Annotated in this window: 12 protein-coding genes; 6 read left to right on the top strand and 6 right to left on the bottom strand. The window is 70.4% G+C overall.

Translation table 11 applies throughout. From position 1 onward, the window contains the following. Positions 1–145 precede the first annotated feature (145 nt). Positions 146–2335, top strand: a complete 2190-nt coding sequence (locus Vqi01_RS15610) for a carboxypeptidase-like regulatory domain-containing protein (RefSeq protein ID WP_204035519.1) — start codon at positions 146–148, stop codon at positions 2333–2335. Positions 2336–2431: 96 nt separating this feature from the next. Here the strand turns inward: Vqi01_RS15610 and purL are convergent, their stop codons facing one another. The 3 genes from purL to purS form a co-directional block, all read right to left on the bottom strand. After that, positions 2432–5167 carry a phosphoribosylformylglycinamidine synthase subunit PurL gene (gene purL / locus Vqi01_RS15605; RefSeq protein ID WP_204035518.1) on the bottom strand — a complete coding sequence of 912 codons (2736 nt, stop codon included), beginning with the start codon at positions 5165–5167 and terminating at the stop codon, positions 2432–2434. 67 nt (positions 5168–5234) lie between these two features. After that, positions 5235–5918 carry a phosphoribosylformylglycinamidine synthase subunit PurQ gene (gene purQ, locus Vqi01_RS15600; RefSeq protein WP_204035517.1) on the bottom strand — a complete coding sequence of 228 codons (684 nt, stop codon included), beginning with the start codon at positions 5916–5918 and terminating at the stop codon, positions 5235–5237. Continuing rightward, positions 5915–6178, bottom strand: a complete 264-nt coding sequence (gene purS, locus Vqi01_RS15595) for a phosphoribosylformylglycinamidine synthase subunit PurS (protein ID WP_189044558.1) — start codon at positions 6176–6178, stop codon at positions 5915–5917. Before purS ends, purQ begins: the two co-directional genes overlap by 4 nt. A 381-nt stretch (positions 6179–6559) precedes the next feature. Between purS and Vqi01_RS15590 the strand changes: the two genes are divergently transcribed. Both Vqi01_RS15590 and Vqi01_RS15585 read left to right on the top strand, forming a co-directional pair. Continuing rightward, the gene (locus Vqi01_RS15590; RefSeq protein WP_204035516.1) at positions 6560–7240 is read left to right on the top strand and encodes a S1 family peptidase; all 681 of its coding nucleotides are present in this window, start codon (positions 6560–6562) and stop codon (positions 7238–7240) included. 24 nt (positions 7241–7264) lie between these two features. Then, on the top strand, positions 7265–7831 hold the full coding sequence (locus tag Vqi01_RS15585; protein ID WP_204035515.1) for a YbjQ family protein: 567 nt from the start codon (positions 7265–7267) through the stop codon (positions 7829–7831). Positions 7832–7975: 144 nt separating this feature from the next. Here the strand turns inward: Vqi01_RS15585 and purB are convergent, their stop codons facing one another. Beyond that, the gene (purB, locus tag Vqi01_RS15580) at positions 7976–9400 is read right to left on the bottom strand and encodes an adenylosuccinate lyase (RefSeq protein WP_204035514.1); all 1425 of its coding nucleotides are present in this window, start codon (positions 9398–9400) and stop codon (positions 7976–7978) included. A gap of 109 nt (positions 9401–9509) precedes the next feature. On the opposite strand from purB, the gene Vqi01_RS15575 reads away from it, so the two are divergent. Then, positions 9510–9740: a type II toxin-antitoxin system VapB family antitoxin gene (locus Vqi01_RS15575; RefSeq protein ID WP_204035513.1), complete on the top strand. Its 231-nt coding sequence runs from the start codon at positions 9510–9512 to the stop codon at positions 9738–9740. Positions 9741–10448: 708 nt separating this feature from the next. Here Vqi01_RS15575 and Vqi01_RS15570 read toward each other — a convergent pair. Beyond that, positions 10449–11171, bottom strand: a complete 723-nt coding sequence (locus Vqi01_RS15570; protein WP_204035512.1) for a GntR family transcriptional regulator — start codon at positions 11169–11171, stop codon at positions 10449–10451. An 18-nt stretch (positions 11172–11189) separates the two neighbouring features. Further along, the gene (locus tag Vqi01_RS15565; RefSeq protein ID WP_239098421.1) at positions 11190–11783 is read right to left on the bottom strand and encodes a GntR family transcriptional regulator; all 594 of its coding nucleotides are present in this window, start codon (positions 11781–11783) and stop codon (positions 11190–11192) included. A 381-nt stretch (positions 11784–12164) separates the two neighbouring features. Here Vqi01_RS15565 and Vqi01_RS15560 point away from each other — a divergent pair, with 381 nt between their 5' ends. Then, entirely contained in the window at positions 12165–12545 is a 381-nt protein-coding gene (locus Vqi01_RS15560) for a hypothetical protein (protein ID WP_204035511.1), read from the top strand. Next, positions 12542–13012 (top strand): hypothetical protein, encoded by a 471-nt coding sequence (locus tag Vqi01_RS15555; RefSeq protein ID WP_204035510.1) that lies wholly within the window; start codon positions 12542–12544, stop codon positions 13010–13012. The genes Vqi01_RS15560 and Vqi01_RS15555 overlap by 4 nt, the downstream gene beginning before the upstream one ends. The last annotated feature ends 14 nt before the right edge of the window (positions 13013–13026 follow it).

The following is a 13026-nucleotide window of genomic DNA, read 5'->3' as shown; positions in this document are numbered from 1 at the left end:
GCGTGAGCGCGCGGCGTATCACGTTGCCCCTGGGTCGCGCCGATCCGCCCCGACAAGGCATAGTTGCCGACGGCGTATTCGTACCGTGATCTTCCCCGGCCGGGCATCCGCCGGTCAGGGAGGGTCAGTCCGGAAGGCGGTGGACGTGTCAACACACCGACGAGCCTGGCAGAAGCGGGCCGGTGTGGTCGTGGCGCTGATTGTCGGTGCCCTGCTCGCCGTCCCCGCCACACCTGCCCACGCCGCCCCAGAGGTGAACAATGTGTCAGCCTCCCCGAGCGCGGTTGAAGCAGGCAAAACCACCACGGTCAGCTTCTCGCTCAACTTTGGCGACGGCGCGGATCCTGCGGACATCACCGTCAGCTCCAACAACGGAAAACTGCGCTGCATCGATGGCTGCGAGCGTAAGCGGGTCGACGCGAATGGCACGTTCGAGGCAAAGTTCCAGCTCGCCAACGACGCTGGCAACGGGTCGGCCACGATCACCGTCAAGGCGGTCGACTCGAACGGGCCCCTCCGGCGGGAACAGCAAGCATCCACCACGGTGACGATGGTTGCCGCGCCGCCACCCGCGCCGACGACGCAGGCGCCGCAGACGGTCAAGTCGATCTCCGGCAAGGTGGTGAACCAGGCGAACGAGGGCGTGCCGAACGCCTTGGTCCTACTCAAGGACAGCGCCGGCAAGCAGTACGAGGATCGCAGCGACGGCAACGGGAACTTCCGCTTCAGCGGCACTCGGGACCGGCCGATCGCACCGGGCCGGATCGACCTCGGCGCGAGCGCCGAGGGCCAGACGGCCATCGTGAACTTCACCGCCAACGCCGGGCAGAGCATCACCGGGCGGCGGATCACTCTGGCGATCGGGGCCTCGGCCAGCCCGACCCCCACCCCCACGGCGACCGAATCGGCCCCGCCCACGGATGATCCGTTCGAGGACGAGTTCGCTGAGGAGGAGGAACCCGCCGACGAGAGCGCCGTCGCCCAAGCCCCGGCCGGCAACGAGGACTCCGGTGGCGGCTTCGGCAACTGGTTGCTCATCCTGCTGGGCGGTCTCTTCGTGGCCGTCGGCGTCGGCACGATCGTGCTGCTCTGGATGAAGCGCAAGGAGAACGAGGAGGCCGAGGCCGACGCTGACGGCCCGGCCGGTGCGCCGGCCGGCGCGGTGCCAGCGGCCCGCGGATCGTTCGCGGGAGCGGACGACCAGACCCGGGTGGTGAACCGGGTCGGCTCGGCACCGGACCCGACCATGATCGGCGGCGCCGGGTTGAGCAACGCTCCGACGATGATGCACCAGCCGGTCGTCGACGACGTTCCGCCGGACCCGTACGGCGCGCCTCCGCAGCCGTACGGCGCACCGGGCGGCCCCGGACAGGGGGGCGGCTGGTCCGGCGGCGGCTACGGTGAGGAGCCCGGCGGCTACGGCGCACCCGGCTACGGCAACGCGCCGTCGTCCGGCGGGGGCTACGGCAACACCCCCTCGTCGGGTGGCGGTTACGGAAGCCGCGACTACGGTGCCGACGGTGGGGCCGACTACCCGCCGGCGGGCGGTGCGGGCGGTTACGGCGAGCGGTACGACGAGCCGACCGGCCGCTACACCGGCGACCAGACCCGCTACCCAGCCCCTGCCGACCCGTACGCCACCGGGATGTACGAGCCCGAGGCGGGCCAGGGCTACGGCCAGGCCGAGCCCACCGGCGGCTACGGCCGGGGTGAGGCCGGCGGCGACTACGGCCGCGGCGAGCCCACCGGCGGCTACGGGCACGGTGAGTCGACCGGTGGCGGCTACGGCCAGGGCCCGCCGACCGCCGGCTACGGCCAGGGCGACGGCACCCGGGCATACGGGTCGGGCGAAGCGGGCGGCTACGGAGCGGCCGACCAGACCCGTGGCTACGAGCCGGGTGGTTACGGCCAGGGCGAGCCCAACCGTGGTGGCTACGGTCAGGGCGAAGCGGTCGGTGGTGGCTACGGCCAGGGCGAGCCCGCCGGCGGCTACGGCTCATCGGGCGGCGGCTACGGCCAGGACCCCGCCCACCAGCGCGGCTACGACAACGCCGGCTACGACAACGCCTACCAGCAGCAGCCGGGTGGCGGTGGCTACGGCCAGGGCGGTGGCTACGGCCAGGAACCCCCGCAACAACGCGGCGGCTACGACGACGCCTACCAGCAGCAGCCGGGTGGCGGTAGCTACGGCCAGGGCGGTGGCTACGGCCAGGAACCGCCACAGCAGCGCGGTGGGTACGACAACTACTACACCGACCCGGCCCAGACCGATCGTGGCCGGCAGGACAGCCCGGCCGACCGCGGCGGCCGCCGACTGGACTGGCTGGACGACTGACGCAGCCCGGCCGCAGCCAGCGCGTGCTACATACGAGCTGGCTGCGGCCGCCGGCAGCCCTGGCGGGGCTGACCTGGACGGCCGCAGCCAATCGCCTCAGCGCTCGTCGGAGGCGGCAGGTTCCTCGGGATCACCGGACTCCGAGCCGGCGTCGCTCTCGTCGCCGGCCGGCTCGGCCGGACGGTCACCCATCGCCACGGCCGGTTGCCCGGCGCCTCGCGCCACATCCGGGCCTGGCGCGGTGGCCTCGTCGGCGTCCTCGTTCGAGATGACGATGTCGACCTCGGTGAGGCTGTCCACCTCGGCGGTCACGTCGGCCTCGGCGGCGTCGGCCGTGGCCTGCGCCGACGACTCGGCGACCGGAGACCCGACGGGCACCGGGGTGAACGACTGCACGCCGCCGAACAGGCTCGGCAGGGTGCCGGTGTGCGCGTCCCTCAGCTCGTCCAGGTGGATCCGGAACTGGCCGTGCACCTCCAGCGCGCCGCCCGCCGGGTCGGTCACCCCGATCAGCTCCCACGGCACGCCGTGCTCCTCGCAGAGGGCGGTGAACGCCTTCTCGTGGCCGCGCGGCACCGAGACCAGCACGCGGCCGGCGGACTCGCTGAACAGGAAGACGAACGGCATCGAGCCGCCCTCGAACCGCTCCGGCACCGCGATCCGCGCGCCGACGCCGTGCCGCAGGCAGGACTCCACCAGGCTCTGCGCGAGCCCACCGTCGGAGAGGTCGTGTGCGGAGCTGAGGTGCCCCACCCGGCCGGCGTCGGCCAGCAGCCCGGCGAGTTGCTTCTCGCGTGCCAGGTTGACCTGCGGGGGTACGCCACCGAGGTGCTGGTGGGTCACCCAGGCCCACTCCGAGCCGGAGAGTTCCACGTGCGTCTCGCCCAGCAGGAAGAGCTGGTCGTGGTCGCCGCCGGGTCGCGGGACGAAGCCCATTGCCACCCGGTCGGCCACGTTCTCCAACACGCCGAGCACGCCGACCACCGGCGTCGGGTGGATCGCCGCCGCACCGGTCTGGTTGTAGAAGCTGACGTTGCCACCGGTCACCGGGATGCCCAGCTCGGCGCAGCCGTCGGCCAGGCCGCGTACAGTCTCGGCGAACTGCCACATCACGCCCGGGTCCTCCGGGGAGCCGAAGTTCAGGCAGTCGGTGACCGCGATCGGCGTCGCACCGGTCACCGCCACGTTCCGGTACGCCTCGGCAAGCGCCAACTGGGCGCCGTGGTACGGGTCGAGGCGGGCGTACCGGCCGTTGCCGTCGACCGACAGTGCCACGCCCAGGCCGGTCCGCTCGTCGATCCGGATCACGCCGGAGTCCTCCGGGGGCGCGAGCACCGTGTTGCCCAGCACGTAGCGGTCGTACTGCTCGGTGATCCAGGTCTTGTCGCACAGGTTGGGCGACGCGATCATGCGCAGCACGGTCTCACGCAACGCGTCCGGGTCGGCCGGCCGGGGCAGCGTCTCGGCCCGGTCCGCCTGGAGCAGGATCAGGTCAGCCGGCTCACGCATCGGGCGGGCGTAGACCGGCCCGTCGTCCACCAGCGAACCCGGCGGCACGTCCACCACCAGGTGATCCCGCCAAGTGATCAGGAGTCGACCGGGCTGACCGTCCGGCTGCGGCGGGGTGACCTCGCCGATGGCGGTGGCCAGCACGCCCCACTTCTCACAGATCTTGAGCACCGCGTCGAGCTTGTCCGGCTCGACGACCAGGAGCATCCGCTCCTGGGATTCGCTGGCGAGGATCTCGTGCGGCTCCATCGACGGCTCGCGCAGCGGCACCCGCTCCAGCCAGACCCGCATGCCGGTGCCGGCCGCCGCGGCGGTCTCGGTGAGCGCGCAGGTCAGCCCGGCGCCGCCGAGGTCCTGAATGCCGGCGACGAGCTGGGCGTCGTACAGCTCCAGGCACGCCTCGATCAACAGCTTCTCGATGAACGGGTCGCCGACCTGCACCGACGGGCGGCGCTGCTCGCTGCCCTCGGTGAAAGCGGCGCTGGCCAGCACCGACACGCCACCGATGCCGTCCCGTCCGGTCTTGGCGCCCATCAGCACCACGACGTTGCCCGGGCCGACGGCGGCCTTGTTCTGCAGTCGGCTCACCGGCAGTACGCCCAGGCAGAGCGCGTTGACCAGCGGGTTGCCCTGGTAGCAGGGGTCGAAGACCACCTCGCCGCCGATGTTGGGCAGGCCGAGGCAGTTGCCGTACCCACCGACGCCAGCCACCACTCCGGGCAGCACCCGGGCGGTATCGGGGTGGTCGGCGGCGCCGAAGCGCAGCGGGTCCATCACGGCCACCGGGCGGGCACCCATGGCGAGGATGTCCCGCACGATGCCGCCGATGCCGGTCGCCGCGCCCTGGTACGGCTCGACGAAGCTCGGGTGGTTGTGCGACTCGACCTTGAAGGTGACGGCCAGCTCGTCGGAGACGCGGACGACGCCCGCGTTCTCGCCGATCCCGGCCAGCAGCCGATCACTCGGCGGGGCCTTCTCGCCGAACTGACGCAGGTGCACCTTGCTGGACTTGTAGGAGCAGTGCTCGCTCCACATGATCGAGTACATCGCCAGCTCGGACTGGGTCGGCCGGCGGCCCAGGAACTGCCGGATGCGGTCGTACTCGTCCTCCAGGAGCCCCAGCTCGGCGTACGGCTGGAGTTCCTCCGGGGTGTCCTCGGCGCGCGGCACGGTGTCCACCCCGTCGGTCCAGTCGGTGGCCGCCCGCGCGGTGGCGTGCCGGGCCGCGGCGGCCAACGGCGCGGTGGCGTCCGGGCTCGGCTGCGCCGGCGCGACCGGGAATGCCTCCGGGCTCTCCCGTACCGGGTCCGGATGCGTGGTCATGACCTCTCCTCGTTGCGCTCGCCGCCGGACGGGCGGGTGAGCCGACCGATGATCCCGACGTGGGCGGTCACGCCGGTGCCCCCACCAGGTGCTTGAGCACGGAGGTGAAGAAGCCCAGGCCGTCGAGGGAGGGGCCGGTGAGCGCCTCCACCGCGTGCTCGGGGTGCGGCATGATGCCGACCACGTTGCCGGCGGGGTTGGTGATCGCGGCGATGTCCCGCTGCGATCCGTTGGGGTTGCCGCCGACGTACCGGGCCACCACCCGGCCCTCGGCTTCCAGCTCGTCCAGCGTCGCGGTGTCGGCGACGTAGCAGCCCTCGCCGTTCTTGACCGGGATCAGCACCTTCTGTTCCGGCTGGAAGGTGTTGGTCCAGGCGGTGCCGGTCGACTCGATCCGCAGGAGCTGGTCGCGGTTGCGGAAGTGCAGGTGCTGGTTGCGGGTGAGGGCGCCGGGCAGCAGGTGGGCCTCGCAGAGGATCTGGAAGCCGTTGCAGATGCCGAGCACCGGCAGACCGCCGGCGGCGGCGTCCACGATCGTCTCCATCACCGGGGCGAACCGGGCGATGGCCCCGCAGCGCAGGTAGTCACCGTAGGAGAAGCCGCCGGGCAGGACGACGGCGTCCACCCCGTGCAACTGCGGGTCACCGTGCCAGAGCCGGACCGGCTGCCCGCCGGCGATCCGGACGGCCCGGGCCGCGTCCCCGTCGTCGAGCGAGCCGGGGAACGTCACCACACCGACCCGCGCGGTCACGAGCGGGCATCCGCGGGTTCGTCGGTCTCGACCAGGCGGACGGTGAAGTCCTCGATGACCGGGTTGGCGAGTAGCTTGTCGGCGATTTCCCGGGCCCGGTCCAGGTCCGGTTCACCGGTGAAGTCGATCTCGATCCGCCTGCCGATCCGTACCGAGGCGACGTCGTTGACGCCGAGCCGGGGCAGCGCGTTTGCGACGGCCTGGCCCTGCGGATCGAGGATCTCGGGCTTGAGCATGACGTCGACGACGACGCGAGGCACTGGGCACTCCTGACTGTGTACGCAGTTGGGTGCCGACCCACAACGGGCGAGCGCAGCCAGCCTACCTGGCAGATACCGCACCGGCCGCACGCGGTGCGGGCAGTTCCTGGCCGTACCCGCACGTGCCCCTCCGCACCGATACGGCTTCGTTGCCGTCCCGATACGGGTTCGTTGCCGGATCGGCCGGCGGGTCGCCCCGGGAGACCCGATTGTTACATCACGTTGTTTCAGTGAACCTCTTGTGAAACATCTCACCGACCCCTACGGTACATCGTCAGACGTCGATGTGATCGGCGTCGCGGTGGCAGATCACCCCGTCCGCCACCGCAGGTCGACCCGGCTGAACCCGGGTCCCGCGAAACCCCGAAGGAGCCCCCACCCATGCGCATCCGATCCCTGATCGCGGTCCTCACCACAGCCCTGGCCGGCGTGCTCGGCGCCAGCTCCGGCGCGGTGGCCGCGCCCGTCAGCCCGTACATCATCGGCGGCGGAACGGTCTCCTCCGCGCCGTGGGCCGCGGCTGTCTTCAGCAACGGCTCGTTCACCTGCTCCGGCACGATCATCGCGCCGCAGTGGGTGCTCACCGCCCGGCACTGTCTCGGCGGCACCATGTCCGTCCGGGTGGGCAGCGTCTACCACGGCTCCGGCGGCGTCACCCGTACGGTCAGCGCCACCTACAGCCGCTACGACCTTGCCCTGATGCGGCTGTCCAGCTCGGTGAGCACCAGCTACGTCACCCTGGCCAGCAGCAATCCGCCGATCAACTCGACCAACTCGATCTACGGCTGGGGCATGACCTGCTACAGCGGGTGCTCGGCCTCGAGCCAGCTCAAGACCGCATCGGTCCGGGTGACCAGCAACAGCGCCACCGACGCGTACGGCGGGCAGGCGATCCGGAGCACGCGGATCAACGGCAACGCATGGCGGGGCGACTCGGGCGGCCCACAGTTCTACAACGGCGCACAGGTCGGCGTGGCCTCCACCGCCGACGGGCAGAGCATCCAGAACTACGGCAGCGTCGCGTACAACCGGGCCTGGATCACCTCGGTGGCCGGTGTCTGACGGTTAGCGCCCGTAGCGGCGCGGATGGTGGGCTGCGCACCCGCCGTCCGCGCCGCGCTGTTTTTCAGCATCCGATCAGGTGAACAAGGCTCACGTTGGGCCGCGACGAGGGCTGCGAGCATCGAAAACGTGCTGGTCGTGACGACGGATCAACTTCCCGGCTACGAGATCCGCCAGATCCTCGGCGAAGTGGTCTCCTCGATGGCCAGGACCCGCAACCCGTACCGCGAGGGCGTGAAGAACCTGCGCGGCGGCGCGTACGACCCGATGGCATCGGACAACCTCACCCGGTGGCGTACCGACTCGGTGGCCCGGCTCGGCGAGGAGGCCCAGCGGCTCGGCGCGAACGCCGTGGTGGGAATGCGGTTCGACAGCCGCGACTGCGGCGAGATGTGGATGGAGATCTGCGCCTACGGTACCGCCGTGATCGTGGTGCCGAAGGCCCCCGAGGTCATGCCTCCCGACCAGCCTCTGGTCGCTGCGGAAACCGCCCAGGACCCCGCCTTCACGGAGGCCCCCGGCAAGCTCGCCGAACCCCCCAGCGCCCCCACCCTCGGCACCTCCGCCGAAACCCCCACCCGCAACCCCTGACCAACCCCGCCCCGGGGGGGTCGCCGCGCCGCATCGCCGCGCCGCATCGCCGCGCCGATCATGAAGTTGTTGTCACTCCGCCCGGCGTGTCGCGACAACAACCTCATGATCAACCCGGCGATGCGGAGGGGGAGGCGGGGGGAGTTAGAGGATGGGGGGTGGAGTGTAGGTGGCGGCGGTGGGGTGGGATTCGACGATTCTGGTGATGCGGGCGGTTACTGCCTGGATCTGGGCGGGGGCGGCGCCGGTGAAGGCGGCGCGGTCGGCGACGAGGGCGTCGATCTCGGCTCGGGTCAGGGCGAGGCGAGGGTCGGCGGCGAGGCGGTCGAAAAGGTCGTTGTCAGCGCTGCCCTGCTCCCGCATGGCCAGGGCCACCGCGACGGCGTGTTCCTTGATGGCCTCGTGCGCGCTCTCCCGGCCGACGCCTCGGCGCACGGCCGCGACGAGAATCTTGGTGGTGGCCAGGAAGGGCAGGAAGCGCTCCAGCTCCCGGTTGATCACCGCGGGGTACGCGCCGAACTCGTCCAGCACGGTGAGGAACGTCTGGAACAGCCCGTCGGCGGCGAAGAAGGCGTCGGGCAGGGCCACCCGGCGCACCACCGAGCAGGAGACATCCCCCTCGTTCCACTGGTCGCCGGCCAACTCGCCGACCATCGAGAGATACCCCCGGATGATCACCGCGAAGCCGTTGACCCGCTCCGACGAGCGGGTGTTCATCTTGTGCGGCATCGCGCTGGAGCCGACCTGGCCCGGCTTGAAGCCCTCGGTGGCCAGTTCCTGGCCGACCATCAGCCGGATCGTGGTGGCCAGCGACGAGGGCGCTGCGGCCACCTGCGCCAGCGCGGCGATCACGGCCAGATCGATGGACCGCGGATAGACCTGCCCGACGCTGTCCAGCACCCGGTTGAAGCCGAGGTGCTCGGCGACCCGGCGCTCCAGCTCGGCCACCTTCCCGGCGTCGCCGTCGAAAAGATCGAGCTGGTCGGCGGCGGTGCCCACCGGACCCTTGATCCCCCGAAGCGGGTACCAGGCGATCAGGTCCTCCAGTCGCTCGTACGCGATGATCAGCTCCTCCGCCGCCGACGCGAAGCGCTTACCCAACGTGGTGGCCTGCGCCGCGACGTTGTGCGACCGGCCGGCCATCACCACGTCGGCGTACTCGTGGGCGTGCCAGGCCAGCCGGGCCAGTGTCGCCACCACCCGGTCCCGGATCAGCTCCAGCGACCGGCGCACCTGGAGCTGCTCCACGTTCTCGGTGAGGTCCCGCGAGGTCATCCCCTTGTGCACGTGCTCGTGCCCGGCCAACGCGCTGAACTCCTCGATGCGCGCCTTCACGTCGTGGCGGGTCACCCGCTCCCGGGCCGCGATCGAGTCCAGGTCGACATCGTCCAACACCCGCTCGTACGCCTCGACCACCCCGTCCGGCACCGGCACGCCGAGATCCCGCTGGGCCCGGAGTACGGCGAGCCAGAGCCGCCGCTCCAGCCGGATCTTCTCCTCGGGCGACCAGAGGGCGACCAGCTCGGGCGAGGCGTACCGGTGAGCGAGCACGTTCGGGATCATCGTCACGTAGCGCATTCTCCCGTACGCGCCGAGGGCGGCTGCATGGGTCTCTGCCTCGCACTCGGCGGGCTGATCTCATTTTTGGAGGTCGTGGAGGTCACGCACGTCCCGCACGATGATCGACTTGGACGACGAGGCCCTCGCGGAGGCCGCCCGCCACCTGGGAACGACAACGAAGAAAGAAACCGTCAAAGCTGCGCTACGAGAAGTTGCCGACCGACGGCGTCGAGCGGCAGCGGTGGAGCGGATGCGGCAGATGGCTGCCGAGGGCGAGATTGACTTCTCGAAAATCGAAAGCACGGAGAACGGCGACGCGTCGGAGGAGCAGTGGAAGGCCGCCGCGTGAGCAGCGCCTATCGGTGGGCGTCCCGCCTACTACGAGCCGACAACCTGCTACGAGAGACCTACCCCTATCACCCCGTGCGTGAGTCCATCTGGCAGGACACGGCGGAGTTGCGGCAGCGACTTGCAGATAAGGGATGGCACCAATGCGCCAGCCCGGTCGATCTGATGGTCGCGCTCACCGCGGCGCGCATGTGGATGCCGATTTCGAAACGATCGCCCGCATAACTCAACAACCCGTACGCAGAATCGATTGACCGCCCGACCGCAGCCAGCGGTTGCGTGTCCCCTGCCGAGGCGCACAGCAGGAGGATCTTGCCACAGCAGCACGACCATGATCAATTGATGCCGGGGCAGCGACAGCCGAGTTGCGATCCTCGCCCGCTCCAGCTCGGTTTCAACGGAATGGCGGGCTTCTGACGGACGGGGTGCCGCAATGCCGCCGAAACGGCGACCATGCCCCACCTCCTCGCCACACTTATTCATAGATCTTGGACACTTCCCGTTCGGCCTGAACGGAAAGTGTCCAAGATCCACTTACCCATGGGGAAGTGAGCCTCACTAGCAGGAATAAACGTCCACTTGGTCCTGAATTGGTAGTTCGGAACCCCGGGCTTTCGTTCTCAACTAAAGGTTCCTAGATCATCAAGAGCGTGCAAAAGCCAGGCGCACCGGCGGTTATTTCCCGGGGACATCGCGACACGATCCCAGCTCAGGCATGGTCCAGATGCTGTCGGTAATGCAGCTCGTGCAGGTGACTCCCCTTGATCAGGATGGACGCCTCGACGGGCCGGTCATCGATCGAGCGGATCACTCGGACCTGCCGGAGCACGGGAACGTAAGGCGGCAAGGACAGCGCCTCGACCTCCTCCGTCGTCGGCATCCGTGCCGAGATGCGATCGCGCATCTCCTTGGGCGGGTAGCCGAGGTCTGACAGGACTCGCGGCACTCCACCACTGATCTTGCGTCGCTCCGCCAGCTCGGTGCCCGAAGCAATGCTGGCCGGGTAGTACGACCAGGACAGCTCGACTGGCTCGCCGTCGTGCAGGAGCAGCCGATGCCGCAGTACCGCCTGGTCGCCCTCGGCCAACTCCAGCCCCTTCGCCACCTCCGCCGGCGGCACGACTTCTCGCACGGCGAGGAGCCGATAGGAATAGCCGGCGACCGAGGGAGCAAGGTACGGGGCCGCCTCTACTGCCAGCGGTCGCCGGTCCCGCACATAGACACCCTTGCCAACCTCGCTGTGCACGGATCCCTCCGCCTTCAGCGAGGCGAGCGCGCGCTGCACGGTTGCCGTGGCAGCGGAGTACTGCGTTACCAGGATCGGGATCGACGGCAGCTGGGCCCCAGGGGCGAGGTCGCCGGACATGATGCGTGCGCGGAGATCCGCGGCGATCTGCTCATGGCGCGGACGGCCGTCGGATCCGCTCGCCATGCCAGGTGCTCCGCTCCGTCAGTCGATCGACAATTCATAGCGCAGGTGCCGTCCCCACGGCACCATAGTCATGACGCTCACCTCGACCGGGCGTCCGTGGTCCGTGCTCGACACGCGGGTGAGCCCCAGCACCCACTCCCGATCGGTCAGGTCGAGCAAACGCCGCTCGGCGTCGTCGGGCTGGCGGGTGTACACGTCCTCCCTGACCCGCCTGGGACGATAACCCAGCTTCGCGAGCAGGCTGACCGCACCTCCCCGGATCTTTCGTGGCTCGGCAAGGGGGGTGTTCCGAGCGATCGACACCGGATAGTACGAGTAGGTCAGCTCGACCGGCCGATCGTCCAACAGCATCAACCGTTGTCGAGCCACCACCGGCTCGCCGTCCTCGACACCCAGCGCCTCGGCAACGTGTGCGGCCGGCATCAGCTCACCGACGCTTAGCAGACGCTGAGTGCCGACGCCGCCCTGTTGCGCGGCCTCCTCAGCCCAGGCGTCCCCTTGCCGCTCCGACCTGGGCAGGACGTAGGGCGTCGACACGCTGAGCCACTCGGTTCCGCTCATGTTCTCCCCCACTGACCATCGGCCCACCTGATACTCACGCGTCGACACCATCACGACAACCTTGACGCCTTACTGATATCGCAGTAAGGCTACCTCCACATACGAAGACGGACCGGGGTGGGGATGGTTTGGCGGCCTCCCACTCCCGGTCCGGGACGAGTCGAAAGGGAGCAGCCACGCTGGACCACGCCCGGGGAACGACTCCCCTCCTGTCTACCACCGTCCGCGCGTCGGCGCGTACCCGGTGATGGGCGTGGCGCGTCCGGTCGTGACCGTTCCCGACCAACCCGGTGCCGCGCCGGCCCGAAGGCCCGGCACCGGCCCGTGACGGGGCGGGCGTACGTCCGCGTCCGGCACCCGACCGTGACCGCAATCCCCCTGCGGCACGGCGGTACGCGCCGTGCGCCCGCCCCCATTCGACAGGAGTGGGAGATGGGCGTCTACGAGTCGATGGTCCGCCAGGCGTGGCAGCGCGAGGAGCCCGAGGCCGAGGCAGCGCGCGAAGTCCTGGCCAGCCACGTACCCGATGAGGACAGCGTCTGCGTGATCTGCCTGGTCCCGGGCCCGTGCGGCCCGGCCAACGCGGCGGCCAACCGGCTGGTCGACCTGGGTCGTCCGGTGCTGCCCACCGACCCGCCGCGTCCCCGACGGAGCGGCTGGCGGGGCTGGCTCGCCCCGAGACGGACGCGCCGATCCAGCTCACCGCCAGAGGAAACGCTGCCGCGGCGCATGCCGCCGCGCCGGGCACTGCTGTTGACGTACGTCTGGATCGTCCGCCTCGGGGCGACCCGCACCGGCGGGGTCACGCCGTGACCGGGGCGCTGCCGTTCGGCGTGGGCGACGTGGTCCAGGTCGCCGAGCTGCACTACTGCTACGGCCTGGGCACGCTGACGCTGCGGATCGTGGAGCTGGGATGCCGAGAGCGGCACAGCGACGGGCTCTGGATCAATCTGCGCGGCGTCGACCTCGGTGACCCGCGCGGGCCGCGCCAGCGCCGGGTGCTGGCCCGCATCGACGCCGTACGCCCGGCCGAGCCACGGTCGAGCGCGCATGTCCCCGTCCGGCCCAGCTGGAACTGTGCCGGCTGCGGCCAGGAGTGGCCGTGCCCGTACCGCCGCCGCCGGCTGCTGCAGCGGTACGCCCGCGAGCGCATCACCCTGCACATCTACCTGGGGATGCAGTTGGTGGACGCTGCCTCAGACCTGCGTCACCTGCCCGCCGACACGCTTAACACCCGCTTCCTCGGCTGGCTTCCCAGGCCTCCCGACGCAGGACGGTGACCGGAAACGCTGGG

Source organism: Micromonospora qiuiae, assembly GCF_016863555.1.
In the GTDB taxonomy this organism is placed as follows: domain Bacteria; phylum Actinomycetota; class Actinomycetes; order Mycobacteriales; family Micromonosporaceae; genus Micromonospora; species Micromonospora qiuiae.
This window is presented reverse-complemented; position numbering and strand designations above follow the sequence as displayed.

Bases quoted from the DNA above. Each gene is read 5' to 3' on its own strand.
- Vqi01_RS15565 (WP_239098421.1), bottom strand. From the start codon at position 11,783: ATGGTGTCGACGCGTGAGTATCAGGTGGGCCGATGGTCAGTGGGGGAG.
- Vqi01_RS15590 (WP_204035516.1), top strand. From the start codon at position 6,560: ATGCGCATCCGATCCCTGATCGCGGTCCTCACCACAGCCCTGGCCGGC.
- Vqi01_RS15570 (WP_204035512.1), bottom strand. From the start codon at position 11,171: ATGGCGAGCGGATCCGACGGCCGTCCGCGCCATGAGCAGATCGCCGCG.
- Vqi01_RS15575 (WP_204035513.1), top strand. From the start codon at position 9,510: ATGATCGACTTGGACGACGAGGCCCTCGCGGAGGCCGCCCGCCACCTG.
- Vqi01_RS15585 (WP_204035515.1), top strand. From the start codon at position 7,265: ATGGTGGGCTGCGCACCCGCCGTCCGCGCCGCGCTGTTTTTCAGCATC.
- Vqi01_RS15560 (WP_204035511.1), top strand. From the start codon at position 12,165: ATGGGCGTCTACGAGTCGATGGTCCGCCAGGCGTGGCAGCGCGAGGAG.
- purL (WP_204035518.1), bottom strand. From the start codon at position 5,167: ATGACCACGCATCCGGACCCGGTACGGGAGAGCCCGGAGGCATTCCCG.